The organism is Streptomyces sp. P13-3-3 (genome assembly GCF_050571355.1).
Classification (GTDB): domain Bacteria; phylum Actinomycetota; class Actinomycetes; order Streptomycetales; family Streptomycetaceae; genus Streptomyces; species Streptomyces althioticus.
In genome coordinates this window covers 1,671,851-1,696,350 of the sequence record NZ_CP192228.1, presented here as the reverse complement: position 1 = coordinate 1,696,350, position 24,500 = coordinate 1,671,851, and the positions used below count along the sequence as shown (strand labels likewise).

Sequence of the window (24,500 nt, the reverse complement as noted above, 5' to 3'; positions counted from 1 at the left end):
TCAGTCGCCCCGGGCGACGGCGACCGTCGGCGGGGTGCGGGAGGCACGCAGCGCCGGGATCGTGCCGGCCGCCGCGGTCACCAGCACGAGGGCGGCGAGAACCGTCGCGAGCTGCCCCGCCGGCACCGTGAACGGGGCGCTCACCTCGGCGGCCCGCACCACCAGCCACGCGTACGGCAGGCCCAGCGCGAGGCCGAGGACGCCGCCCAGGACGCCGTGGAGGGCGCACTCCAGGGTGACCATGCGGTGCACGGCCGCCCCGCCGAGACCCAGGGCGCGCAGCAGCCCGAACTCGCGCCGGCGCTCGACCACGGTGAGACTCGCCGTGGTGGCGACGCCCGCGACCGCGACCAGGACGGTCAGGCAGAGGAGCAGGACCACGGTGGTGGCCATGGTCCGCAGGTCGTCGTCCGGTCCGGCACGGGTGGCCGCGTCCTCGGCGACGACCCGGCCGTCGCCGCGCTCCGGTCCGGTCAGGGTCTCGGTGACGGCCCGGTGGGCGCGGGCGCGGCCTTCCGCGCCGTCCCCGGCCGCGTCGGCGGTGATCAGGGTGGGCGCGGGGCCCGCCCCCAGGCGCGTGAGGTCGGCCGGGGTCACGAAGAAGTTCGCGCCGTGGGGACCGGCGCCGGGCAGCGTCGCCGCCACGGTGAGCCGCACGGGACGGCCCGCGGACGTCAGGGTCACCCGGTCGCCCGCCTCCACGCCGAGGCGGTGCGCGTGCTCGGCGTCCACGACGACCTCCGCGGGGCCGAGCCGGCCGAGGGCGCCGGTGCGGGCGGTCAGGCCGGTCCCGGAGCGGACGGTGGTGAGGTCCAGGTCGGTCACGGTCGCGCTGCGGCCGTCGTCGGCCACCTCCGCCGTACGGAACGCCGTCACGTCGGCCAGCTCGGGGCGGGCGGCCAGGTCGGCGACGAGCGTCCGGTCCAGCGTCCCGCCCTCCCCCGCGTACAGGTGGAAGTCCGCGGGCGCCTCCAGCGTCCGCCGGTACCGCTCGTAGGCGTCCAGGCTCGCGAGGCAGGTCAGGGTCGAGCCGACCAGGCAGACGCCGAGCGCCACCACGACCGAGACGGAGGCGGCCCGGCCGGGCGCTCCCCCGACGCCCGCGACGGCGAGCCGGCCCGCCGCGCCCGTACGGCGCAACGGCACCGCGAGGGCCGACAGCACCGGCCGGACCAGCAGCGGGCCGAGGGCGATCAGCGCGAGGAAGGCGAGTCCGCCGGAGACCACCACGAGGGTCAGCGCCGCGAACCGGTCGTGGGCCGTGTCGCCCGGTTCGGGCAGGCTCGCGTACTGCTGCCGGGCGAGGAGCACGGCACCGGCCGCGCACAGCACGCCCAGCACGGTCCGCCCGGCGCCGTTCACGGTGCTCCCCTCCGACGTGGCGGTGCGCAGCGCCTGGAGCGGGGAGACGCGGGAGGCGGCGACGGACGGGGCCAGGACCGCCAGTACGGCGAGAAGTCCGGTGCCGAGCACGGTGAGGGCGGCCTGCGGCAGGGGAAGCGCGGCGGGGGCGGACAGGTCGTGCCCGAACCGGCCGGCGACCGGCGGGACGAGCCGCGCGCAGCCCCAGGCGGCGAGCACACCGGCCGCCCCCGCCAGCAGGCCGACGACCGCGCCCTCGGCGGCGAGGGCCGCCGCGAGCCGCCGCGACGTGGCGCCGACGGCGCGCAGCAGCGCCAGCTGCCGTACGCGGCGGGCGAAGACGATGCGGAAGGTGGAGGTGGCGACGAGCACGGCCGCGCCGACCGCGACGGCGAGGAAGACGCCGGCCAGTTCCAGGGTGTCGCTCGCGTCGGCGACCGCGGCGCGGGACTCCTCGCCGCGCACCTCGTCCCCGGACCGTACGACCGCGCCGGGCACCGCCCGCCGGATCCGCTCCGCCGCCTGCGTGGCCGCGCCGGGGGTCTCCGTGCGGACGTCGACGCGGGAGTAGCCCGGGGTGCCGAGCAGCCGCAGCAGGTCGGGGCCGGAAGCGTATCCGGTGGGTTCCCCGGTGCCCGTGGCGGCGGAGCGCACGACGCCGCTGATCTCGACGGGGACGCGCCGGGTGCTCTCGCCGTCGGGTGTGGGGAGGAGCAGGGTGAGCGACGACCCGGGGACGAGTCCGTACGCCTCGGCGGCCCGGGTGTCGACCGCGATCCTGCGCGGGCCGGAGGGGTAGGCGCCCTCGACGGGACGGACGCGGGCGAGGGGGCCGGTGCCGGGGTCCGCGGCGAGGGCGAGGTAGCGGTCGGCGGCGCTGCCGCCGACCGGGGCGCCGCCGTCGAACCGTCCGACGGCCTCGGTGACCCCGGGCGTCTCCCGGATCGCGTCGAGACCGGCCTCGCCGATGTCCGCCGCGTCGTTCCGCGTGACGACCAGCGACACCGCGTCGGGGGTGCCGCGGAACCGGTCGACGACGGTCGCGGTGACGATCTGCTGGGCCATGACGGCGCCGAAGACCACGAACGCGGCGATCAGCAGCGACAGCCCGGTGGCCGCGAACCGGCCGGGTCTGCGCAGGAGTTCGGCCATCTGGGAGCCCAGGACGGTCGCGCGCCAGGGGCTTCTCACCGCCGCCTCCCGAGGGTGTCGTCGGGGGTGGTGTGCTCGTCGCCCGCCAGGCGCCCGTCGGCGAGGGTCAGCACGCGGTCCGCGTACCGGGTGGCGGCGGGGTCGTGGGTGACCATCACGACCGTCTGGCCGAGTTCGTCGACCGCCCGGCGCAGCATGGTGAGCACCTCGGCGCCGGCCCGGGAGTCGAGGTTGCCGGTGGGTTCGTCGGCGAAGACCACCGCGGGGCGGGCGACCAGCGCGCGGGCGACGGCGACCCGCTGCTGCTGCCCGCCGGACAGTTCGGCGGGGCGGTGGGACAGCCGGTGGGCGATGCCGAGGACCTCGCACAGGTGGTCCACCCGTTCGCGGTCGGGGCGGCGGCCGGACATGGTGACGGGCAGCACGACGTTCTCGTAGGCGGTGAGCTGCGGCAGCAGGTTGAACGACTGGAAGACGAACCCGATGCGCCTGCGGCGCACGCGGGTCAGCTGCCGGTCGGTCAGCCCGGTGAGCTCCGTGCCGTCGAGGACGACGCTGCCGGAGGTGACGGTGTCGAGTCCGGCGGCGCAGTGCAGGAAGGTCGACTTCCCGGACCCGGAGGGGCCGACGACGGCGGTGAACCGGGCACGGCGGACGGCGACGGACACCCCGTCGAGGGCGCGGACCTCGTCGGCGCCCTGACGGTAGGTCTTCACCAGGGCGGTGGTGGTGACGACGTCGTCGGGTGCGGGGCCGTTCGCGGCGGCGTGGGCGGTCATGGCGGTGCTCTCCCCCGGCCGGTCAGGAGCCGAGCGGCGGCAGGGTGAGGGTGACGCCGGAGTCCGCGCAGTGGCCCCGGGCGTCCTCCTGGAGGCTCTTCACGTCCTTCGCGGGCGGCGCCTCGGCGGAGTTCTTCGCGGTCTGGAGCGCCCAGCCCTCGTAGCGGGAGATCTTCGCCCCGAGGTAGCCGTCGTCCATGGTGGCGCGGCGCTCGTCGCCGGTCTCCTTCCACCACTTCTCCGCCTCCGGCGCCGGCCCGGCGGCGATCTCCGCGCCCTCGGTGACGATGCGCTGCGCCAGCCGGCAGTCCTCGGCGGACGCCTGGCTCGGCTCGTTGCGGTCCTGCCACCAGTAGGCGCCCCCGACGGCCAGGGCGGCGACGGCCGCACCGGCGACGGCGCCCAGGATCAGGCGGTGGCGCGTGCGGTTCTGCTGGGTCGTGGGCGTACCGGTGACGGTGGCCATGGGGTCCCTCCCGTGTCGTCTCGGCCGCGTTCTGCGGCACTGAGAAGTCTGGGATTCCGGGGCCCGAGGCGGATCGGCCACGGATCGGAGACCGGCGACGGCTCGTCCGGTACGCCGGGCGGGGCGCGCTCTGCGCCTGTGGGGGCAGAGCGCGGGTGCGTCTCTGCCCCCACAGGGGGAGGCGGCTCAGGAGGACGGACGCACCAGGCCGGACTCGTAGGCGAAGACGACGGCCTGGGCGCGGTCCCGCAGATGCAGCTTGGCCATGAGGTTGCCCAGGTGCGTCTTCACGGTGGCCTCGGCGACGTACAGTTCGGCGGCGATCTCGGCGTTGGACAGGCCCCGGGCGACCAGGCCGAGCACGTCCCGTTCGCGGGCGGTGAGCAGGCCGAGGCGCTCCGGCTGCCCGTTGGCCGGGGCGAGCCGGTCCGAGACGCGGTCGAGCAGCAGCCGGGTGATGCGCGGGGCGACCACGGACTCGCCTGCGGCCAGGACGCGGATGGCGTGGACGACCTGGTCGGCGGGGGCGTTCTTGAGCAGGAAGCCGCCGGCTCCGGCGCGCAGGGCGGCGAAGGCGTCCTCGTCGTCGTCGAAGGTGGTGAGGACCAGGACGCCGGGCGGGTCGTCGCGGCGCATCAGCCGCTCGGTGGCCTGGATGCCGTCCATGACCGGCATGCGGACGTCCATGATGACGACGTCCGCGTCGACCGTGTCGAGCAGGTCGAGGGCCTGCCGGCCGTTCTCCGCCTCGCCGACGACCTCGATGTCGTCCTGGCCGGCCAGCACCATGGAGAAGCCGGCCCGGATGAGCGGCTGGTCGTCCACCACGGCCACCCGGATCGGCCTGTCGGTTCCCGTCATCGCTCCGTCCTCACAGGAGTCGTCGTCGCCGCGTCCTCCGTGCCTCCCGAAGTCGGCGTGGTCACCGGCGTCCTCGTCCGCACCGGGACCGACGCCCGTACTTGCCATCCGCTGCCGAGCCGGGGGCCCGCCTCGAAGGCGCCTCCGGCGAGTTCCACCCGTTCGCGCATCCCGACCAGCCCGTTGCCCCCGGACTTCCCGACGGAGGCCCTGCCCGCGAGGGCGCCGGCCCCGTCGTCGGTCACGTCGATCAGCAGGGTGCCGTCCTCCTCGCGGACGCGGATGTCGACGCCCGCCCCGGACCCGGCGTGCCGCAGGGTGTTGGTGAGGCACTCCTGGACGATGCGGAACGCCGTCATCTCCTCCGCCGGCGACAGCCGTCCCTCGCCCACGTCGACGGAGAGGTCCACGGTCAGTCCCGCGGTCCGCGCGCGGTCCGCCACGACCTCGATCTCGTCGAGGGTGACCAGCCGCCGGTCCTCCCCGGCGCCCTGGGACCCGGTGCGGCCCTCGCGCAGCACCCGCACGATGCGGTGCATGTCGTCGACGGCGTCCCGGCCGGTCGCGGCGATGGTCTTCAGCGCGGACTCCGCCAGGTCCGGCGACTTGCGCAGCACGGCCCCCGCGCCGTCGGCTTGGAGGATCATCACGGCCAGGCTGTGCGCCACCACGTCGTGCAGTTCGCGGGCGATCTCGGCGCGTTCGCGGGCCGCGGCGAGCCGGACGCGCTGCTCCTGCTCCCGCTCGGCGTGCCGGGCGCGGGCGGCCTGGCTCTCGGCGTAGAGGCGGCGGGTGTGCAGGGCGAAGGCGGTGAGCCACACGGTCAGCGCCAGGCCCCAGTAGATCAGCAGGGTCTGGCCGTCACCGCTCGGCTCGATGCCCAGGAACGGCACCCCGGACGTGGCCGCGGCCGCCGCCAGCAGCACCGCGCCGCCCGCCGCGTACGGCATCCAGGGGGTCCGGGAGTGGTGGACGACCGACATCATGGCGAACAGCACGGCCATGTCGTACGCGGCGGGCGCGTACGCCATCGGGACGCCGCCTGACGGGTCGTGCAGGAGGAACTGCACGAGGGCCAGCGCCATGACGACCGCCATCACGGTGGCGGGACGCTTCCTGCGGAACAGCAGGGCGAGAGCCATCAGGGCGCCCAGGAGCAGGTCGTGGTCGCCGGCGTAGCCGTACGCCGCGACCAGGACCGCGAGGGCGAGCGCGACGTCGACCGCGCGGCCGAGGACGCGTGCGTACCGGCCGGACGGCGTGATCCAGGGAACCGGGGCCGTGCTCTCCTCGGTCAACCGTCCTGCCTCTCTCCTCCACCGGGTACGGCCGGGCAAGTGCCGTGCGGCCGCGACGACTTCGGGGTGGCCGGCACCCCGCCGCCCATACTGCCTCAGCCCGCGCCCCGACCGGACACGACGGTGCCGGGCGCCCCACGGGGAGACGCCCGGCACCGGACGCGGGCTCGGCGGCCGCGCCGGCGGCCCCGGCTCAGCGGCTGTAGCGCATGAGCGCCCGCACCATGTGGCACGTGGTGTCCGACGGCGGGTGGACGCCGATCAGCTCGGCGGCGCCGCGGATCGTGTCGTTGCGCGCCTGGCCCGGGTGGTACACGCCGGAGTCGAGCAGGGCGATGGCGAGACGCATCGCCTTCAGCCGGCGGTTGTGGGTGACGTACCACTCGCGCGGGCGGCCCGGCGGCAGCGGGCGCTTCTCCACCGGGGCGCGGGGCAGTTCGAGCAGGACGGGTCGCTTCGCGGTGGACTGGACGGGCAGGGGCTTCGGCTTGAGTGCGGCAGCGGGCATACGGGTCCTCCTGTCGCGGTCGGGGCCGTCGTCCGGGGTCCACGGCGACCTCGGCGATTCCCTCGAACACTGCTTCCATTCTACGGGCCGCCACTGACATTCGGCAGGCTTGCTTCGGCCATCAAAGACGCAGGTGGGCTTGGGTTTTGAGGCGTCGGTACGGGTGATGCGGGAGGGACACGCGGGCGGCCCAACAATTCGAACAAGCGAGGGTGCGGCGTACCGTGTGCGGCATGGAGATCTGGATCAACCCCGCCTGTTCCAAGTGCCGCAGCGCGATCAGCCTGCTCGACGCCGAAGGGGCGGACTACACCGTCCGCCGCTACCTGGAGGACGTGCCGACCGAGGACGAGATCCGGGAGGTGCTGGCGCGGCTCGGGCTCGAGCCGTGGGACATCACCCGGACCCAGGAGGCGGCGGCCAAGGACCTGGGACTCAAGGAGTGGCCGCGGGACGCGGGTGCGCGGGACCGCTGGATCGCGGCGCTGGCCGCGCACCCCAAGCTGATCCAGCGGCCCATCATCACCGCCGACGACGGCACGGCGGTGGTGGCCCGCACGGAGGAGGCGGTACGGGACGCGCTGTCCCGCTGAGCGCCCACCGGACAACACCCCTGTGACGCAGGCCACTTCGGCGACTTGGGCCGCCCGCTGAGCAACTGCGTTCGGTATCTCGTACATAGCGGCGTACGCACCCCCGATCCATTGGAGGCGCGCATGTCGCGCAGGAGAAGTCTCGGCCCGAAGAAGAAGCTCGCGCTGCTGTTGAGCGCGGCCACGGTGGCGGGCGGCGGCGCCTTCGTCATGGCGACCACGTCCAACGCCAGCCCGCCGGCCGCCACCACCAGGTCGGCGGCGAACTCGACGGTCTGCCAGGGGCTGGCCACCGCACTCGGCAACAACGAGCGGTTCATCGCGGGCCAGCGGGCCAACCCGGACGCCCAGTCCGAGGCGCGGATCGCCAACCGCGAGGCCGTCATCGCGCAGATCAAGGTGCAGCAGGAGGCGTCCGGGTGCGCGGTGGGGGAGTCGGCTCAGGGCTCCCAGCCGGCGCAGTCGGAGCAGCCCGCCCCGTCGCAGCCCGCCGCGGGCGGCCAGGAAGGACAGGCGGGGCAGGACGGCCAGGCGGGCCAGGACGGGCAGGCGGGCGGCGGCGCCGTGGCCGGTGAGCAGGTGTGCAACGGCTCCACCGTCACCCTGTCCGGCGAGGCCGGCGCCCCCGCCGCGTCCAGCAACCAGTTCCCGGCCGGCACCAGGCTCAAGGTCACCAACCTGGACAACAACAAGTCCACGACGGTGGAGGTCACCTCGGTCTCCGGCAGCTGCGTGCTGCTCAACGACGCCGCCTTCGAGCAGGTCCGCGAGCCGGGCAAGTTCCTGATCCGGCGGGCCGTGATCGAGAAGGTGGGGTGACGTCCGCACACGGGTGAGGTGCGGGGCCCGCCGCTCGGGGAAGGAGCGGCGGGCCCCTTCACGTCCGCACGCCTTGCCGTCCCCACGCCTTCACCTCCTCACCTCTTCACGCCCCATCGCATACACCCGGCCCCCCTCCCCCGCGCCCTCACGGAGTGGCGCCGGACACGCGGGCGCCCGGTAACACGGGGTTCACACATGGGCAACGGTCGGGAAATCGCCTGTTGACAAGCTGCGGGGCATCGACGGCGGCGCCCCAGTGCCGCAGCATCCGCACCAAGCGCGCCCAGACCCACCCCGAAGGATGTGGACCGTGAGCTTCAAGGCCGAGTACATCTGGATCGACGGCACCGAGCCGACCGCCAAGCTGCGTTCCAAGACGAAGATCCTGGCCGACGACGCGAAGGGCGCCGACCTGCCGATCTGGGGCTTCGACGGGTCCTCCACCAACCAGGCCAAGGGCCACGCCTCGGACTGCGTGCTCAAGCCGGTCTTCGTCTGCCCTGACCCGATCCGCGGCGGCGACGACGTCCTGGTGCTGTGCGAGGTCCTCAACACGGACATGACGCCGCACGAGTCCAACACCCGCGCCGCGCTGGCCGAGGTCGCCGAGAAGTTCGCCGCGCAGGAGCCGATCTTCGGCATCGAGCAGGAGTACACCTTCTTCAAGGACGCCTACCCGCTGGGCTTCCCCAAGGGCGGCTTCCCGGCCCCGCAGGGCGGCTACTACTGCGGTGTCGGCTCCGACGAGATCTTCGGCCGTGAGGTCGTCGAGGCGCACCTGGACAACTGCCTGAAGGCGGGCCTCGGCCTGTCCGGCATCAACGCCGAGGTCATGCCCGGCCAGTGGGAGTTCCAGGTCGGCCCGCTGTCCCCGCTGGAGGTCTCCGACCAGCTGTGGGTGGCCCGCTGGCTGCTCTACCGCACCGCCGAGGACTTCGGCGTCGCCGCCACCCTCGACCCCAAGCCGGTCAAGGGCGACTGGAACGGCGCCGGCGCGCACACCAACTTCTCCACCAAGGCGATGCGCGAGTCCTACGACGCGATCATCACCGCCGCCGAGTCCCTGGGCGAGGGCTCCAAGCCGCTGGACCACGTCAAGAACTACGGCGCCGGCATCGACGACCGCCTCACCGGCCTGCACGAGACCGCCCCGTGGAACGAGTACAGCTACGGCGTCTCGGACCGCGGTGCCTCGGTCCGCATCCCGTGGCAGGTCGAGAAGGACGGCAAGGGCTACATCGAGGACCGCCGTCCCAACGCCAACGTCGACCCGTACGTGGTGACCCGTCTGCTGGTCGACACCTGCTGCACCGCGCTGGAGAAGGCCGGCCAGGTCTGATCCGCGCCGCACGACCCCCGAGGGGCGCCCGCCGGACGGTGGGCGCCCCTCGCGCCGTCTGCTTCAATGGACGCATGGCCGGCTTCCGCACCCACCACGCGACGGGTCGACGTGACCTGGAGCCGTTCTGGCCTTCCCGTCAGCACCACGACTTCGACCGGGTGTGTCGTCGCGCGACGAACGCGCCGGCCCTGTAACGCCCGGAGTTCCTCCCGGCCTTCGGCCGCCGCGCACCGCGTACGTCCCTCGACGAACCCTTCGCGCGAAAGAGCTGACGTCCCATGGCGACCACCCCTTCCCTCTCCTCCCCCGTTCCCGCCGCCTCCGTCCCGCCCGCCCGTGCCCGGCTGCGTGCCGTCGACCGGGAGGACGTGGCGGCCGTCGCGCGGCTGCTGCCGCCCGGCGCCACCCTGCTTCCCGCCCCGCCGGACGCCGTGCCCGTGCTGCCCGGCGGGCCGCGGATGGTCGGCTACCTGGTGCTGGTCCCCGCCGACCGGCAGCCGCCGTTCCCGCAGGCCGCGCCGGCCGACGCGACGGACGACCCCGCCGCGCCGATCCGGGTCGACCCGGCGCGCCGCACCGCCGAGGCAGGCGGCCGTCACCTCGACCTGACCTACCTGGAGTTCGAGCTGCTCGCCCATCTCGTGGCGCACCCGGACCGGGTCCACACCCGGGACCTGCTGGTGTCCACGGTGTGGGGGTACGGCCATGTCGGCGACGGGCGGACCGTCGACGTCCACATCGCCCGGCTGCGCCGCAAGCTCGGCCCCGAGTTCCGCGACGCCATCCGGACCGTGCGCCGCGTCGGCTACATGTACGTGCCGCCGGCGCGGTCCTGAACACCCGGTCCGGTCTGCCGTCAGCAGATCGCCCTTCCTCCGTGCCGCCCGGCGCGGCAGAGTCCCCCGTATGAGACTTCTGGTGCTGGGTGGTACGGAGTTCGCGGGCCGGGCGGTCGTCGAGGCTGCCCTCGGGCGGGGCTGGGAGGTGACCGTCTTCCACCGGGGACGGCACGCGGCGCCGGACGGCGTCCGTCAGCTGCTGGGCGACCGCACCGCGGTGGACGGCCTGGCGGCGCTCGACGAGGACCCGGGCACGTGGGACGTCGTCGTCGACACCTGGTCGTCCGCCCCGCGCGCGGTGCGGGACACGGCGAGGCTGCTGCGGGACCGCGCCGGGCGGTACGTGTACGTGTCGAGCCGCTCGGTGTACGAGTGGGCGCCGCCCGCCGGGTACGGCGAGGACGCTCCGGTGGTGGGGGGCGCCTCCCCGGACGCGGGGCTCACGGACTACGCCCGGGACAAGCGGGGCGGGGAGCTCGCCGCCGAGGAGGCCTTCGGCGCGGACCGCTCGCTGCTGGTGCGGTCGGGGCTGCTGCTGGGGCCGTACGAGAACGTGGGCCGGCTGCCCTGGTGGCTGAACCGCGTGGCGCGCGGCGGTCCCGTGCTCGCCCCCGGCCCCCGGGACCTGCCCCTGCAGTACGTCGACGTCCGCGACCAGGCGGAGTGGGTCCTCGACGCGGCCGGGCAGGAGCTGGGCGGGCCGTACAACCTGACCTCCCCGTCGGGGCACGCCACCATGGGCGAGCTGCTGGAGGCCTGTGTACGGGTGACCGGCGGGCCGGCCGAGCTGCGGTGGACGGCGCCCGAGGTGATCCTCGACGCCGGGGTGGAGCCGTGGACCCAGCTCCCGGTGTGGGTGCCGCCGCACACCGACCTGCACGACGCGCTGCACTCGGCCGACGTCTCCCGGGCGGTCGCGTCCGGACTGCGCTGCCGCCCGGTCGCGGAGACCGTCGCCGACACCTGGGCCTGGCTGCGGGAGATCGGCGGCACGGCACCGCAGCGCCCGGACCGCACGGCCAAGGGGCTGGACCCGGAGGTGGAGGCGAAGGTGCTGGCCGCCGCCTCCGGGGTGTAGCCAGCCCCACCCCGAGGGCGGGGGCCGGGCCCAGTGTGCGGCCGGCCTGTGACGGCGAGACTGGGTCCATGACGACGGCGACGGACGTACACGGCGGGGTGAGCGCGGCGCGGGGCTTCCCGCTCGCGGCGGTGCGGGGGCTCGCGCTGGCGCTGGTGTCGCTGCCGGGCGCGGTGGTGTGTTTCGTGACGGCGGTGGTGTCGGTCGCGCTGATCCCGGTCGGGGTCGGCATCGTCACCACGCCGTACGTGCTGCGGGGCGTGCGGGCGTTCGCGGATCTGCGGCGGGTGCTGGCGGCGGAGTGGGGCGGGGTGCGCATCCCGCGCGTGTACAAGCGGCTGCCCGAGGACGCGAACCCGTGGGCCCGGACGTTCGGCATGCTGGGCGACCCGGCGACCTGGCGGGATCTGCTGTGGCTGCTGGTCGACATGACGGCCGGGTTCGTCACCGCCGTGCTGACGGCCGCCCTGCTCGTCTATCCGCTGGAGGGGTTCGTGGTGGCGGCCGGACTGTGGCGGGTGCTGCCGGACCCGTGGTGGTACGGCTTCGTGCCGGTGTCCGGGCAGGCGACCGCGCTGGCCGCCGGAGCACTCGCCCTGGCGCTGCTACTGGCCGGGCACGTCACCGCCGTGCGTCTGCTGCGCGCGCACTTCCTGCTCGCCCGGGCCGTGCTGGCGCCGGGCGCGGGCGAGCTGGCCGAGCGGGTGCGGGTGCTGACCGAGACCCGGCGGGACGCGGTGGACGCCTCGGCCGCCGAGCTGCGGCGCATCGAGCGGGACCTGCACGACGGTGCGCAGGCGCGGCTGGTGGCCGTGGGCATGGACCTGGGGACGATCGAGGCGCTGGTCGAGAAGGACCCGGCGCGGGCGCGCGAGCTGCTGGCGCGGGCCCGGCAGTCGTCCGCGGAGGCGCTGACCGAACTGCGGGAGCTGGTGCGCGGCATCCATCCTCCGGTGCTGGCCGAGCGGGGGCTCGGGGACGCGGTGCGGGCGCTGGCGCTGCGGCTGCCGGTGACCACGGAGGTGAACGTGTCGCTGCCCGGGCGGGCCGAGGCGCCGGTGGAGTCGGCCGCGTACTTCGCGGTGAGCGAGGTGCTCGCCAACGCGGTGAAGCACTCCGGCGCGGACCGGATCTGGGTGGACGTGCACCACGCGGAGGGCCGGCTGCGGATCACCGTCACGGACAACGGGCGGGGCGGCGCGGTCGTAGGGGCCGGTTCGGGTCTGGCCGGGGTGGAGCGCAGACTCGGTACCTTCGACGGTGTCCTGGCCGTCAGCAGCCCCGCGGGCGGCCCCACCCTGGTCACCGTGGAGATCCCGTGCGCGTCGTCCTAGCCGAGGACCTCTTCCTGCTGCGTGACGGACTCGTCCGGCTGCTCGAGGCGCACGGCTTCGAGATCGCGGCGGCGGTGGGCTCCGGGCCCGAGCTGACCCGGGCGCTGGCCGAGGAGGAGCCGGACGTCGCCGTGGTCGACGTGCGGCTGCCGCCGACGCAGACCGACGAGGGGCTGCAGTGCGCGCTCCAGGCCCGGCGCCGGCGGCCCGGGCTGCCGGTGCTGGTGCTGTCCCAGCACGTGGAGCAGCTGTACGCGCGGGAGCTGCTGGCGGACGGCGACGGGGGCGTGGGCTATCTGCTGAAGGACCGGGTGTTCGACGCGGAGCAGTTCACGGACGCGGTGCGGCGGGTCGCGGCGGGCGGCACGGCGATGGACCCGCAGGTGATCCAGCAGCTGCTGGCGCGGCGGTCCGCCGAGGACCGGCCGCTGGAGCGGCTGACGCCCCGGGAGCGGGAGGTGCTGGAGCTGATGGCGCAGGGGCGGACCAACGCGGCGATCGCGGCGCGGCTGGTGGTGACGGAACGGGCCGTCGCCAAGCACACCGCGAACATCTTCGCCAAACTGGGCCTGGAGGTGTCGGACGACGACAACCGCCGCGTGCTGGCGGTTCTGGCGTATCTCGACCACGGCCGGTGAAACCGGACGCCGGGAACCACCCCGGGTGGAGGGCTCGCAACTCCTGGTGTTCTCAATCCTGTTGAAACCTACGGAACCGCACTGACTTCGCACCGATTCCTGTGACGGGTGAACACCCGTGGGGCGGGGCGCGTACTCATGGGCGCCGCTTCCCCTCACGGGCGCCTCGATGCCCCGCACAGGGATGCCCCGCAAGGAAGTCAGAGGAGTTCCATGGGACGCAACACGAGAAAACGCCGTACACCGCTGGCCACCAAGGTGATAGCCGGGGCGGCGGCCCTGGCGATCGGTGGGGGCGGTCTGGTCTGGGCCAACTTCTACGCCTCGGCGCACGAGAAGAACGGGGGGCACAACGCCACCAAGTCGGGGCAGGCCCGGGTCGCCACGATCAACTGTCCGGACGTCGGCCAGAAGCTGACCAAGGTGCCCCGCAAGGCGCGCTGGGGCGTCGCGCGTGAACTGGCCCGGCTCGACCGCCAGATCACGGAGGCGTACTCGCGCCTCGCCGAGACGCGTCAGGCGCAGGCGGGCGACGCGAGCTACGTCGACAACGCCATCCTCGGTCCGCTGAAGGACAAGCGCCGGGCCACCCTGGACCGCATCAACATCAACATCGAGCGGGCCGGCGGCCAGGGACGCGACCTCGGCCGCTTCGCCCGCTGCCAGGGCGTCCCCGCCGATCAGCCCGCCGGCGGTATGAACGGCGGAGGCCAGGACGGCGGGAACCAGGACGGCGGAGGCCAGGACAACGGCGGTGGCCAGGACAACGGCGGTCAGGCCGGCAACGGCCCGGTGGCGGACGACTTCATCCGCATCGAGGACGTCCAGCCGGGCACCCGCAACCTGCCCAACGGCCTTGCCGCCAACGGTGACACCGGCTCGACCGGCAGCTTCACCACCGTCTGCGGCACCAACGAGAACGCGCTGCGCAACTCGGACAACGTGATCGTGGCGCCCGGCGTCAGCAACGGCGCCCAGCACCAGCACGACTACGTCGGCAACCAGGCCAACACCGCCTTCGCGAGCGACGAGGACCTGGCGGGCGGCGACACGAGCTGCCAGAACCAGGGCGACCGGTCGTCGTACTTCTGGCCCGTGCTGCGGATCCAGGACGGTACGCAGGACATCGACCAGGACCAGCCGGGCGGCGGCCAGGACGGCAACGTGGGCAAGATCGTCGCGCCCACCGAGGTGAACCTGAAGTTCGTCGGCAACCGCACCAGCGAGGTCGTCGCGATGCCGCGGGCGCTGCGCATCATCACCGGTGACGCCAAGGCCTTCACCAACGGCCTGGGCAACGCCAACACCGCGTGGAGCTGCACCGGATTCGAGGACCGTCAGGTGACGGACAAGTACCCGATCTGCCCCGAGGGCAGCGGCGTGGTCCGGACGTCCAGCTTCCAGAGCTGCTGGGACGGCCAGAACACCGACAGCGCCAACCACCGCACGCACGTCGCCTTCGTCGGCGAGGACGGCAGCTGCCCGAACGGCTTCCAGGCCATCCCGCAGCTCCAGGTCCGCCTGGTGTACGACAACATCCCGGCGCCGCAGGCCGACAACGGGCAGCTGGTGAATCCGTACGCGGTGGACACCTTCCCGGAGCAGCTGCACAAGCCGATCACCGACCACAACGACTTCATCAACTTCTTCGACGAGAACCTGATGAACGAGATGGTCCAGTGCATCAACAGCGGCCAGGACTGCCAGTAGAGCGCGGAGCCCGCTGAGGGAACCGAGGGAGAAGGGCGAAGGCCGGCGGTGGGAATTCCCACCGCCGGCCTTCGCCGTGCCGGGCGCGAGAGCGGCTCAGCCGTGGTGGCCGCCCTTGTTGTGGCTGCCGCCGGGGTTCATGTGCTCGGAGCCCTCCTCCAGGTCGCCGCCGAGCGTCGCCCGCAGCGCCTCGACGGTCCTCTCCTCGCCCACGGCGACCCACTTGCGGCCGACGAGGTAGTAACCGCCGTAGTCCTTCGCCGTGTTGAGCCACTCGCGCTGGCCGCGGTCGGTGGAGAAGGTGGCGAGGACGTACTTCTCGTCGCCCTTCCCGCACAGCGCCTGCCGGATGGTGTCGGCGTCGGTCTGCATGTCGGGGTCGCACTTCGCCTCGGCGGCCAGCTTCTCCAGGCTGCCGGTGGCGGTGGGCGGCACCGCGTGCTCCCCGTGGCCGCCGGACCCGCAGCCCGCCAGCGCCAGGGCCGCCACCGCGCAGGTCAGCGCGAGCTTCGGTCGGGTCACCCTCATGTGTTCCTCCGGTCTTGACGGCGACATCGTGGGGCGGCGACATGCCGCTCGGAGCCCCGGCACGGGGCCCTCGCCCTTCGATACGGCTGCGGCGCGCCGGGCGCTCAATCACCGTGCCGGGTCCGGGGACGGTGGCCGGAAGGGCGCGGGTGTCAGGTGACCATCGCCCCGTTCGCTCGTTCAGCTGAACGTGCAGTCACAGGATGCCGCCGCCCAGTCCCCCGCGCTCTCCTCCCCGGCCGGTCAGGCCGTGGACGTCGAACAGGCCGAGGCCGCCCTCGTCGAGCACTATCCGCGGCTCGTGCGCCTCGCCTACCTGGTGCTGCCGTCCCGTATGAGCCGCACCCGGCGGGTGCTCACCGCGCACGCCCTGGTCCAGCGGGCGCTCCCCCGGGGGCGGTCCGACGCGCCGCTGATCCCCGCGCAGAGCGCCGGCCGGGACGGCGACCCGGGCTACGCGCTGGTGCGGCTCCAGGTGGTGCGGTCGGCGCTGGAGGCGGGCCTGCCGCTGCGCCGCCGGGGTCTGCCGAAGCGCTCCCAGCTGCCGCCGCTGCTGCCGCAGGTGTGGGGCCTGACGGTGTTCCCGCGGCCGGGCGGCGCGGACGAACTGGCACTGGACCAGCGGCTGTCGGCGCTGTCCGGACCGGCCCGTGCCGCGCACGCCCTGCGCGGTCTGGAGCGGCTGCCGGACACCGACGTGCGCCGGGTGCTGGACGGCGCGGGCGTCGCGGACCCGGACGCCGCGCTCGCGGAGGCCGACGGCATCCCCGACCCGTACCGGCTGCTCGAGTCCCCCGAGTTCGACCCGTGTGCGCTGCAGGCCCGGCCGACGGACCTGCTGCGCCGCCGGCGGCATCTGAAGGCCGGTGTGGTCGGGGCGGCGGCGCTCGCGGTGTGCGGGGCGCTGCTGTCGCTGCCCGGGGACGGCTGGGGCGCCGACGGCCCGGCCGCTCCCCCGTACGCGGGCAACCCCGCCGCGCAGGCCGCGCTGGACCCCGCGAAGCTGACCCGGGTACCGGACTCGGTGTGGAGGACGTCGGAGCGTACGGACTTCTCGGTGTGGCCGGCGCGCGGCGCGCTCACCGGGGACCGCGCGCTGCTGCGCCGTGCGCTCGCCGTGTGGGCCCGGCCCGGTGAGGGCGTCACCTCGTCGGCCACCCCGGGCACCCCCACGGGCGGGCCCGCCGGTCCGCCGCACCTGCTGTACGCGGGCACGGTGGACGCCGCGCGCGTGGTGGTCCTGTACGACGGCTGGCGTCTCGCCCGGTACGCCGAGCCGGAGGAGGGCGCCCGGGGCGCCGCCCTGGACCTGGCGCGGGTCGACGGGGCCGGGCGGGCCGGGGCGAGCGCGGTGGTGCTGAGCCGCTCGGACGGCAACGTCCGCTTCCTGCTCGCCCCCTGGGTGCGGGAGGCGGGCGAGCGGGACCTGCGCGAGCCGGACGACGACGCGCGGGAGCTGCCCCTGGAGGACGGGGTGACCGGGCCGTTCGTCTCGGAGCAGGGGCGGGAGCCGTGCACGACGTGGAACACGCTGGAGCTGACCGACGGCACCGGCACCCGGCTGCTGACCGACCTCGGCGAGCTGGTCCCGGCGCGGCTGACCACCGGCCGTCCGGGCGAGGTGAAGGACGTGTCCGGCGAGAAGGCACGGCGCACCTGGCAGCCGTACGCCTGCTCGCTGGCGGCGATGCGGTCGGCGGGCGTGCGCGGCGTCAACGCCTGGGCGTACGCGGAGCAGCCGCTGCCCGACGGCGACGGGCGGGCCCGGTGGCTGTGCACGCGCGGGGAGACCTGGCGGGGCACGGGGGCGCGGGTGCTGGCGCAGTTCCACTCCCCGGGCGCGCGGTACGGGGCGGTCGCGGCCCGCGCGGAGGACGTGCCCGCCTGCGGGACCCGGCAACCTGACGTGCTGGCCGGGGTGTTGTGGAAGTCCGCCGGTGGCACCTGGTACCTGCTCGCGGCCGGCAGCGACGGGGTGGAGTCCGTGGAGGCGACCGGCGGCGTCGAGGGCAGGGCGAAGGACCGGCTGCTGTCGGTGCGCGCCGAGAAGGGTGCGCGGGCCGACCTCGAGGGCACACTTGAGGACGGGGGGTCGGTCGGCGGGCTGCGGTGATCCGGGGAACACCGGTGTCCGGTCCGGCCCGTGGGAGGCCGGAATCGATCGGTAAGGTGTTCGCATGAGTACCGGGGTGCGTCGGAGGATGGGAGTCGAGGAGCGCCGGCAGCAGTTGATCGGCGTGGCTCTCGAACTGTTCAGCAAGCGTTCCCCGGACGAGGTCTCGATCGACGAGATAGCGTCCCGGGCGGGCATCTCGCGCCCGCTCGTCTACCACTACTTCCCCGGCAAACTGAGCCTGTACGAGGCGGCGTTGCGGCGTGCCGCGGAGGATCTGGCGTCCCGGTTCGCCGAGCCGCACGAGGGCCCGCTGGGCTCGCGGCTGCGGCGGGTGATGGCACGCTTCTTCGACTTCGTGGAGGAGCACGGCCCCGGTTTCTCCGCCCTGATGCGCGGCGGCCCCGCCGTGGGCTCCTCCACCACCAACGCGCTGGTGGACTCGGTGCGTCAGGCCGCGTACGAGCAGATGCTGGCGCACATGGGCGTGGTGGGCCCGGCGCCGGCGCGGCTGGAGGTGGTCGTGCGCTCCTGGATCTCGCTCGTGGAGTCGACGGCGCTGATCTGGCTGGACGGGCGGCGGGTGCCGCGCGAGGAGCTGGAGGCCAAGCTGGTGCAGGACTTCGCGGCCCTGGCCGCGGTCGCCGCGACCCGCGACGAGGAACTCGCCACGCTGCTGCGGGGACTGGTCAAGCAGGAACCGGGCGACGGCCCGTTCACCGACCTCGCCGCCCGGATGATCTCCCTGGCGCAGGAGTGACCGCGCCGGCCACCTGGGGGCTGGTCGTCGAGACGACCGTGGGCTCCGGGGAACGCAAGCACACGGAGGCCACCGTGGTGGCACACGTCGAGGGGAGCCGCGAGGAGGCGCTCGCGGAGCTGGAGCGACGGGCGCGGGCGTACGTGCCCGCCCACCCCTTCAACCACGACCGGCGCCGTCTGCTCAGGGACGGCGACGGCTTCCTGCTCGTCGTCGACGGGGCGTGGAGGTCGTTCCTCACCCGGTTCACGGTGGCGGAGCTGCTGGAGGACTCCGCCGCGCCGCGTGAGCCGGAGCCCGTCGCCGAGGAGCCGCCCGCCCCGGAGCCCACCGAGGCAGCACCGCCCCCGCCTCCTCGCCCGACCCCGGAGCAGCTCGCGGAGCGGGACGAGGACGGCGTGCCCGTGCTGCCGTCGTGGCTGGGCCGCCCCGACCTGTACTGAGGGCTACTCGCCCTCGAACTTCCGGTAGGACGGGTCGAGGTCGCGGACCTCGGCGGAGGCGTGCAGCGTACGGCCGTCGGCGGGCTTGACGTACTGCCTCAGCAGGTCGAGGACCGCCTCGGTGAGACGGGACTTGGTCTCGTCCGTGCGGCCGGCGAGGAGGGCGATGTGCACGTGCACCAGCGCGTGTCCCTCGCTGTCCGGACCGACCACCGGGTTCTCGGTGCGCCGGAACCGCGTCTTGCACGCGGGCGGTTTCGCCGCCGCGATGTCCACGACGGCGGAGTGCAGGTCCCGCGCGAAGGCGGGCCGGTCGAAACCGTCCGCCAGGTTGTCCGAGTAGTCGACGGTGATCTGCGGCATGGGCCCTCCTGGTGCAGGTCAGGAGGGCCCACCCTAGCCGCAGCCGGTCAGCCGGTCATCCGGCGGTGAACACCGCCACCGTGCGGGCCGGGACGGTGAACGTGCCGGTCGCCTTCGCGTAGGACGAGGTCTTCACGACCGCGTCCCCGCCCTTGGCCTGCACCGGGTGCAGGCGGTGGTCCGTCCCGGCGAGCGCGGCGACGCGCTGCTGCTGCCGCTCGGGCGTGGCGTTGAAGACCACGACCAGGCCGCCCAGCTTCATGGTGATGACGCCGGGCGTCTCGTCCTTCCCGGACAGCGGGAAGGACAGCCGGGACTGCACCTGGTCCGCCGTGCCGAGGGAGAACGCCTTCTCCGTCGTGCGGATCCGCAGCAGGTCCCGGTAGGCCGCCGAGGCGCCCTCGATCTGCGGGCAGCCCACCGTCACCGAGCCGAGCAGCGGCTCGGCGTACGGCCACTTGTCCTTGTTGTCGGCGGCCGGCGGCAGACCGCGGCCCATGCCGTTGCCGTCCGCGCAGTTCCAGTGGATGGCGTTGAACCAGTCGCCGCTGTCGTAGGAGTTGCGGTCCAGGGACTTGGAGCGCAGCAGGTCGGTGCCCGCCTGGGAGAGCGCCGGGCCCTGCGAGAGGGCGGCGGTCGCCATGGCGAGGACCTGCATGCGCGCGCGGTCCGCGGCCGGGGTGTCCTTCGGCAGCTTGAAGGCGAGCGCGTCGAACAGCGACTCGTTGTCGTGCGCGTCCGCGTAGGCGAGGGCGTCGCCGGGGGCGGCCGCGTAGCCGGCGGGGGCGCCGTTGTAGTCGACCTGGGAGCCCTTGACCTCCTTGCCGCTGGTGTCGGTGAAGGTGTAGTCGGCGAGGTTGCCGCTCAGGCCCACCTTGATGAGGTCCTGGTAGTGCAGCAGCCGGGCCTTCTGCTCGGCCGGGGTGCCGTTGGCCGACGAGGAGTTGGGGTCGGTGTAGAGGCCGGAGGCGAAACCCTGCACGCCGGGGTCCTCGTCGAAGGGGCCGCCGCCGCGCACGGCGTCACGGGCCCGGTCGGAGAAGGTGGCGATGCCGGTGCCGGCCATGTTCTGCTGCGTGGCCTGCTCGAAGCGGGCGTCGTCGGCGATCTCGCCGAAGTTCCAGCCCTCGCCGTACAGGATGATCTTCTTGCCGTCGACGCCGTCCTTCTTCAGGGTGAGGGCGTCGAGGGCTTTGCGGACGGCGAGGATGTTCTCCTTCGGGTGGTGCCCCATGAGGTCGAAGCGGAAGCCGTCGACCTTGTACTCCTTGGCCCAGGTGACGATGGAGTCGACGACGAGCTTGCCCATCATGGCGTTTTCGGGCGCCGTGTTGGAGCAGCAGGTGCTGTTGGCGACGGAGCCGTCGGCGAGCAGCCGCTGGTAGTAGCCGGGGACGATGCGGTCGAGGACGGAGGTCTTCGCCTGGCCGTGGGCGGCGGTGTGGTTGTAGACCACGTCCATCACCACGCGCAGGCCGTCCTCGTTGAGCGCCTTCACCATCTGGCGGAACTCGACCGTGCGGGCGGTGCCGTCCGGGTCGGTGGCGTAGGAGCCCTCGGGGACCGTGTAGTGGTAAGGGTCGTACCCCCAGTTGTAGGCGTCCTTGCCGGCGGCCTTCGCGACGCACTCCTGCTGCTTCTCGGAGTCGGCCGGGTAGGAAGCCAGGTCGCAGTCGACGGTCGCCTGGTCGGACTTCTTCTCGGGGATGGTGGCGATGTCGAACGCGGGCAGGAGGTGCACGTACGAGGTGCCGGCCCGCGCCAGCTCGCGCAGGTGCCTGCTGCCGTCGCTGTCCTTGTCGGTGAACGCCAGGTAGGTGCCGCGGTGCTTCGCCGTGCGGTCCTCGACGGAGAAGTCGCGGATGTGCAACTCCTGGATCTGCGCGTCCTTCAGCGGCACCGCCTTCGGCTTGGTGTAGCCGTCCCAGCCGCGCGGCCGGAGGGACCGGTCGGCCAGGTCGACGACGAGGCTGCGCTCGGAGTCGGTGGTGAGGGCGGTCGCGTACGGGTCGGTGACCTTGTTGGTGACGAGCTCACCCGCGGCGGGCGCCCACACGGTCACCGCGTACCGGTACTCCTTGCCCTTCCAGGAGGCTGGGCCGGTGACGGACCAGACGCCGGTGGCGTCGTCGCGGCGCATGGCGACCGTACGGCCGTCGAGCTCCAGGGCGACCTTCCGCGCGGTCGGCGCCCACACGGACAGGGTGGGCCGGTTGTTCTGGAACACCGGGCCGAGCCGCGCCTTGGTCGCGCCGGCGGCGTAGAGGTCGTCGAGGACGCCCGCGATCTGCACGCCGGTGGCGGCGAGCACCGCACCGTTGGCGGCGCGCTGGGTGGCGACGACCTGGCCGCGCAGGGCCTCGCGCACCTGGTCACGGTCACGTGGGTCGACGGTCCAGGCGGTGCCGTCGGCGAGGTGGGGGAACTCCGCCTTCTGCGCGTCGGTGAGAGCCGACTTGTTCAGGCGGATCCAGCGGGCGTCGCCGGTGTCCAGCTTGCCGTCCCTGACCGCGACCGCGCCGGTGCGGGAGGCGAGGAGCTGGGTGGAGGCGGCAGCGGCGGAGCCGTCCCAGACGAGGGTGGAGCGGTCGATCCAGACCGCCTTGGAGGCGGCCAGGTCGAGGGCGGCCGCGGACCCGGCGGGCTGCGGCAGCAGGTACTTCTCCTGCCCGCTCACCAGCCACACCTCGTGGCCGTTCGCCTTGAGGTCGAGCGACTGGTCGGTCGGGAGGTCCTTCTCGTCGCCCTTGTGGAGGATGTAGCTGAGGCTGGTGGCACCCTCGGCGAGCGGCACCTCGAAGACAGCGCCATAGGAGTCAGTCTTCACCGGCTCCAGGGGCTTCGACCAGTCGGTGGGGTGCGCGGCACCGGTCCAGGTGTGCAGCCCCCAGCCGTCGTAGTCGCCGTCGGCGCGGTGGTAGTGCAGGACGGCCTTGGTGGTGTCCTGCGCCGGGTACTCGGGCCGCTCAGTGGTGACGGTGTCGTCGCCCTGCTTGATCCAGACCTCGCCGGTGCGGGTGACGTCGATGGTGCGGTCGGTGGCGACGTCCTTGTCGCCGTCCTTGTCGACCACCAGGAAACCGACGTCGGAGGCGCCCGGCTTCAGCTTGACCCAGGCGAAGGCGCCGTAGGCGTCGCGGCCGGTGAAGGCGTGGCCCGCCGGCCACTCGGTGGCCTCGCCGTCCGCGAGGTCGCCCCAGGCGTACAGGCTCCAGTCGTCGTAGTCGCCGTCGGGACGCTGGTAGTGGACGATCGCGTAGTCACGGGAGGCGGCGGTGGGCTCCTCCTCGGCGGGCGGGGTGCCGGTCGTGGAAGAGGCGAGGGCGCTCGCGGTACGGCCGGCCGAGTCGATCACGACGGCCTTGTAGCGCAGGGCGGTGCCGGCCGGGACGTCCGTGCCGACGGTGTGGGTGACCTTGTAGGGGGCGTGGTCGGCGGAGCCGAGCGTCTGCCACGTGCCGTTGCCGGTCTGGGCGGCGAAGACGACGCGGTTGAGCTGACCGCCCTGGACGTCGGCGGTGACCTCGACGGTGCCGGTGGCGCCCGACTCGGGGGCCTTCAGGGTGAGCGTGGGCTTCGCCGCGGGCTTGCCGAGCGGGGCGGCGGCCTTGAGGACGATCGCGGAGCGGGCCGGGACGGAGACGGTGATCTTCCTGTCCGCGTCGCTGCGCACGGTCGCGTCGGTGCCGTGGATGCCCTTGAACGTCATCCGGGCGGAGCCGGTCGCGAAGGTGGCCTTCTTCGCCTCGGCGGCGTTGTTGAAGGCGACGACGTACTCGGTGGTGTCCTTGCCGGTGGCGGTGCGCGAGAAGGCGTAGACGCCCGGGCCGTCGTCGGCGTACCGCTCCTGCTGGACGCCGTCGGTCAGCGCGGGGTGTGCCTTGCGGAGCTTGGCGAGGGCGCTGATCTGCCGGTAGAGCGGGGAGCGGGTGTCGTAGGTGTCCTCGGCGTGGGTGCGGCCGGTGCCGATCAGGTCGTCGTCGAGGTAGTCGGCGGTGCGGGAGGCGAAGAGGGTCTGGCGGGCGTCCTTGTCGCCGCCGGCGCCGGTGAAGCCCTGCTCGTCGCCGTAGTAGACGACGGGGTTGCCGCGGCTGAGGAACATCAGCTCGTTGGCGAGCATGTCCCGCTTCAGCAGCTCCGCGTCGGACGCCTCCGGGTTGTCCTGCTTCAGGAACGTCCCGATGCGGCCCATGTCGTGGTTGCCGAGGAAGGTGACCTGCTCGTACGCGTTGGCCTTGTCGGTCGTGTACTTGTAGTCGTCACCGAAGACCGAGGCGAGCTTCTTGGCACTGCCGCTCTGGGAGGCGTACGTGCGGGCCGCCTCCTGGAAGGGGAAGTCGAGGGTGGCGTCGAGCCGGCCCTGTGTGACGTAGGGGGCGGTGACGTTCGTGTCGGAGGAGTACACCTCGCCGAACATGAAGAAGTCGTCCCGGCCGCGCTTCGCCGCGTAGGCGTCGAGGGCGGTGGCCCACTGGGTCCAGAACTCCATGTTGACGTGCTTCACGGTGTCGATCCGGAAGCCGTCGATGTCGAAGTCCTTCACCCACCGCTGGTAGATCTTCTCCATGCCGTCGACGACCTCGGGACGCTCGGTCCACAGGTCGTCGAGGCCGGAGAAGTCGCCGTACTCGGCGGACTCGCCGGCGAAGGTGGAGTCGCCGCGGTTGTGGTACATCGCCGGGTCGTTGAGCCAGGACGGCACCTTCAGCCGCTTCTTCGCCGCGGGCACCACGGGGGTGCGCGGGAAGGTGCCGGCGTCCACGCGCGGGAACTTCTTCGAGCCGTCGGCGTAGTCGGAGTCGTCGAAGGGCACGCCGTCCTTCGTCAGGTACGGGAAGGCGCCCTTGGAGAGGTAGTCGTAGGACTTCTCCTCGTAGTCGACGACGTCGGCGGTGTGGTTGGTGATGACGTCGAAGAAGACCTTCATGCCCTTGGCGTGGGCCTTGTCGATGAGGGTCTCGAGGTCCTTGTTGGTGCCGAAGTGCGGGTCGACCTGGGTGAAGTCGGTGATCCAGTACCCGTGGTAGCCGGCGGAGGCGTCCTCGCCGGTGCCCTGCACGGGCTGGTTCTTGAAGATCGGCGCCATCCAGATGGCGGTGGTGCCGAGCCCCTTGATGTAGTCGAGCTTCTGGGTGAGGCCCTTGAGGTCACCACCCTGGTAGAAGCCCTTGTCGGTGGGGTCGTACCCGTGGGCGAGGCGCGAACCGGTCAGTCCGCCGCGGTCGTTCTTCGGGTCGCCGTTGGCGAAGCGGTCCGGCAGGACGAAGTAGAACTGCTCCCGCGTCAGGTCGTGGCGCGCCGGGGAGGAGGCGAGCTTCGCGTCCGAGGGGGGCGCGGGCGGGGTGGCGGCTCGGGCGGCGACCGGCTGCACGAGTGCCGCGGCGAGCGCGGCCACCGTGACGGCGGCGACGCGGCGGCCCCGCGCGGTGCGGCGCCCCGGGGGCGCGGGCCATCTGGGTATCAAGGCGTGAACTCCTTGCGCTTACGGCTCATTGGGTCCGACCCCACACC

At 73.6% G+C, this 24,500-nt stretch carries 20 protein-coding genes; 11 read left to right on the top strand and 9 right to left on the bottom strand.

All coding sequences use genetic code 11. The features are described 5' to 3' along the window. From ACQZOG_RS07650 to ACQZOG_RS07625, 6 genes are all read right to left on the bottom strand, one after another. Positions 1-2,553 carry an FtsX-like permease family protein gene (locus tag ACQZOG_RS07650; protein ID WP_430741396.1) on the bottom strand — a complete coding sequence of 851 codons (2,553 nt, stop codon included), beginning with the start codon at positions 2,551-2,553 and terminating at the stop codon, positions 1-3. Then, positions 2,550-3,230, bottom strand: coding sequence for an ABC transporter ATP-binding protein (locus ACQZOG_RS07645; protein WP_387693441.1), 681 nt, complete (start codon positions 3,228-3,230; stop codon positions 2,550-2,552). The genes ACQZOG_RS07650 and ACQZOG_RS07645 overlap by 4 nt, the downstream gene beginning before the upstream one ends. A gap of 85 nt (positions 3,231-3,315) precedes the next feature. Further along, positions 3,316-3,759, bottom strand: a complete 444-nt coding sequence (locus ACQZOG_RS07640) for a hypothetical protein (protein WP_193467570.1) — start codon at positions 3,757-3,759, stop codon at positions 3,316-3,318. A 186-nt stretch (positions 3,760-3,945) separates the two neighbouring features. Next, positions 3,946-4,620 carry a response regulator gene (locus ACQZOG_RS07635; protein WP_033272900.1) on the bottom strand — a complete coding sequence of 225 codons (675 nt, stop codon included), beginning with the start codon at positions 4,618-4,620 and terminating at the stop codon, positions 3,946-3,948. Beyond that, positions 4,617-5,918, bottom strand: a complete 1,302-nt coding sequence (locus ACQZOG_RS07630; protein WP_430741395.1) for a sensor histidine kinase — start codon at positions 5,916-5,918, stop codon at positions 4,617-4,619. Before ACQZOG_RS07630 ends, ACQZOG_RS07635 begins: the two co-directional genes overlap by 4 nt. Before the next feature lie 193 nt (positions 5,919-6,111). Beyond that, on the bottom strand, positions 6,112-6,426 hold the full coding sequence (locus tag ACQZOG_RS07625) for a hypothetical protein (protein WP_430741394.1): 315 nt from the start codon (positions 6,424-6,426) through the stop codon (positions 6,112-6,114). A 233-nt stretch (positions 6,427-6,659) separates the two neighbouring features. Between ACQZOG_RS07625 and ACQZOG_RS07620 the strand changes: the two genes are divergently transcribed. The 8 genes from ACQZOG_RS07620 (at position 6,660) to ACQZOG_RS07585 (ending at position 14,782) form a co-directional block, all read left to right on the top strand. After that, positions 6,660-7,019, top strand: a complete 360-nt coding sequence (locus ACQZOG_RS07620) for an arsenate reductase family protein (RefSeq protein WP_033272898.1) — start codon at positions 6,660-6,662, stop codon at positions 7,017-7,019. A 123-nt stretch (positions 7,020-7,142) separates the two neighbouring features. After that, positions 7,143-7,838, top strand: a complete 696-nt coding sequence (locus ACQZOG_RS07615) for a hypothetical protein (RefSeq protein WP_037639175.1) — start codon at positions 7,143-7,145, stop codon at positions 7,836-7,838. Between the two features lie 313 nt (positions 7,839-8,151). Then, positions 8,152-9,180 (top strand): glutamine synthetase, encoded by a 1,029-nt coding sequence (gene glnII, locus ACQZOG_RS07610; RefSeq protein ID WP_033272896.1) that lies wholly within the window; start codon positions 8,152-8,154, stop codon positions 9,178-9,180. 281 nt (positions 9,181-9,461) lie between these two features. After that, positions 9,462-10,019 (top strand): winged helix-turn-helix domain-containing protein, encoded by a 558-nt coding sequence (locus ACQZOG_RS07605; protein WP_033272895.1) that lies wholly within the window; start codon positions 9,462-9,464, stop codon positions 10,017-10,019. Between the two features lie 70 nt (positions 10,020-10,089). Next, the gene (locus ACQZOG_RS07600; protein ID WP_261674916.1) at positions 10,090-11,100 is read left to right on the top strand and encodes an NAD-dependent epimerase/dehydratase family protein; all 1,011 of its coding nucleotides are present in this window, start codon (positions 10,090-10,092) and stop codon (positions 11,098-11,100) included. A gap of 68 nt (positions 11,101-11,168) precedes the next feature. Beyond that, positions 11,169-12,434 (top strand): sensor histidine kinase, encoded by a 1,266-nt coding sequence (locus ACQZOG_RS07595; RefSeq protein ID WP_430741393.1) that lies wholly within the window; start codon positions 11,169-11,171, stop codon positions 12,432-12,434. Continuing rightward, the gene (locus ACQZOG_RS07590) at positions 12,419-13,072 is read left to right on the top strand and encodes a LuxR C-terminal-related transcriptional regulator (RefSeq protein ID WP_033272892.1); all 654 of its coding nucleotides are present in this window, start codon (positions 12,419-12,421) and stop codon (positions 13,070-13,072) included. The genes ACQZOG_RS07595 and ACQZOG_RS07590 overlap by 16 nt, the downstream gene beginning before the upstream one ends. 213 nt (positions 13,073-13,285) lie before the next feature. After that, on the top strand, positions 13,286-14,782 hold the full coding sequence (locus ACQZOG_RS07585; protein ID WP_430741392.1) for a DUF1996 domain-containing protein: 1,497 nt from the start codon (positions 13,286-13,288) through the stop codon (positions 14,780-14,782). Positions 14,783-14,878: 96 nt separating this feature from the next. On the opposite strand, the gene ACQZOG_RS07580 is transcribed toward ACQZOG_RS07585, so the two are convergent. Beyond that, positions 14,879-15,310 carry a hypothetical protein gene (locus tag ACQZOG_RS07580; protein WP_033272890.1) on the bottom strand — a complete coding sequence of 144 codons (432 nt, stop codon included), beginning with the start codon at positions 15,308-15,310 and terminating at the stop codon, positions 14,879-14,881. A gap of 190 nt (positions 15,311-15,500) precedes the next feature. Between ACQZOG_RS07580 and ACQZOG_RS07575 the strand changes: the two genes are divergently transcribed. The 3 genes from ACQZOG_RS07575 (at position 15,501) to ACQZOG_RS07565 (ending at position 18,626) form a co-directional block, all read left to right on the top strand. Continuing rightward, on the top strand, positions 15,501-17,423 hold the full coding sequence (locus tag ACQZOG_RS07575) for a hypothetical protein (RefSeq protein WP_430741391.1): 1,923 nt from the start codon (positions 15,501-15,503) through the stop codon (positions 17,421-17,423). Between the two features lie 64 nt (positions 17,424-17,487). Then, positions 17,488-18,183, top strand: a complete 696-nt coding sequence (locus ACQZOG_RS07570) for a TetR/AcrR family transcriptional regulator (RefSeq protein WP_078492802.1) — start codon at positions 17,488-17,490, stop codon at positions 18,181-18,183. Next, the gene (locus tag ACQZOG_RS07565) at positions 18,180-18,626 is read left to right on the top strand and encodes a hypothetical protein (protein ID WP_037639178.1); all 447 of its coding nucleotides are present in this window, start codon (positions 18,180-18,182) and stop codon (positions 18,624-18,626) included. Before ACQZOG_RS07570 ends, ACQZOG_RS07565 begins: the two co-directional genes overlap by 4 nt. Before the next feature lie 3 nt (positions 18,627-18,629). On the opposite strand, the gene ACQZOG_RS07560 is transcribed toward ACQZOG_RS07565, so the two are convergent. Both ACQZOG_RS07560 and pulA read right to left on the bottom strand, forming a co-directional pair. After that, the gene (locus tag ACQZOG_RS07560; RefSeq protein ID WP_430741390.1) at positions 18,630-18,989 is read right to left on the bottom strand and encodes a 5-carboxymethyl-2-hydroxymuconate Delta-isomerase; all 360 of its coding nucleotides are present in this window, start codon (positions 18,987-18,989) and stop codon (positions 18,630-18,632) included. A 55-nt stretch (positions 18,990-19,044) separates the two neighbouring features. Further along, positions 19,045-24,453, bottom strand: a complete 5,409-nt coding sequence (gene pulA, locus ACQZOG_RS07555) for a pullulanase-type alpha-1,6-glucosidase (RefSeq protein ID WP_430741389.1) — start codon at positions 24,451-24,453, stop codon at positions 19,045-19,047. Positions 24,454-24,500 lie beyond the last annotated feature (47 nt).

Excerpts from the sequence above, each read along its gene's own strand:
- ACQZOG_RS07620 (WP_033272898.1), top strand. The coding sequence starts at position 6,660 with ATGGAGATCTGGATCAACCCCGCCTGTTCCAAGTGCCGCAGCGCGATC.
- ACQZOG_RS07600 (WP_261674916.1), top strand. The coding sequence starts at position 10,090 with ATGAGACTTCTGGTGCTGGGTGGTACGGAGTTCGCGGGCCGGGCGGTC.
- ACQZOG_RS07640 (WP_193467570.1), bottom strand. The coding sequence starts at position 3,759 with ATGGCCACCGTCACCGGTACGCCCACGACCCAGCAGAACCGCACGCGC.
- ACQZOG_RS07625 (WP_430741394.1), bottom strand. The coding sequence starts at position 6,426 with ATGCCCGCTGCCGCACTCAAGCCGAAGCCCCTGCCCGTCCAGTCCACC.
- ACQZOG_RS07615 (WP_037639175.1), top strand. The coding sequence starts at position 7,143 with ATGTCGCGCAGGAGAAGTCTCGGCCCGAAGAAGAAGCTCGCGCTGCTG.
- ACQZOG_RS07635 (WP_033272900.1), bottom strand. The coding sequence starts at position 4,620 with ATGACGGGAACCGACAGGCCGATCCGGGTGGCCGTGGTGGACGACCAG.
- ACQZOG_RS07585 (WP_430741392.1), top strand. The coding sequence starts at position 13,286 with ATGGGACGCAACACGAGAAAACGCCGTACACCGCTGGCCACCAAGGTG.
- ACQZOG_RS07580 (WP_033272890.1), bottom strand. The coding sequence starts at position 15,310 with ATGAGGGTGACCCGACCGAAGCTCGCGCTGACCTGCGCGGTGGCGGCC.
- ACQZOG_RS07605 (WP_033272895.1), top strand. The coding sequence starts at position 9,462 with ATGGCGACCACCCCTTCCCTCTCCTCCCCCGTTCCCGCCGCCTCCGTC.
- ACQZOG_RS07595 (WP_430741393.1), top strand. The coding sequence starts at position 11,169 with ATGACGACGGCGACGGACGTACACGGCGGGGTGAGCGCGGCGCGGGGC.
- ACQZOG_RS07570 (WP_078492802.1), top strand. The coding sequence starts at position 17,488 with ATGAGTACCGGGGTGCGTCGGAGGATGGGAGTCGAGGAGCGCCGGCAG.
- ACQZOG_RS07560 (WP_430741390.1), bottom strand. The coding sequence starts at position 18,989 with ATGCCGCAGATCACCGTCGACTACTCGGACAACCTGGCGGACGGTTTC.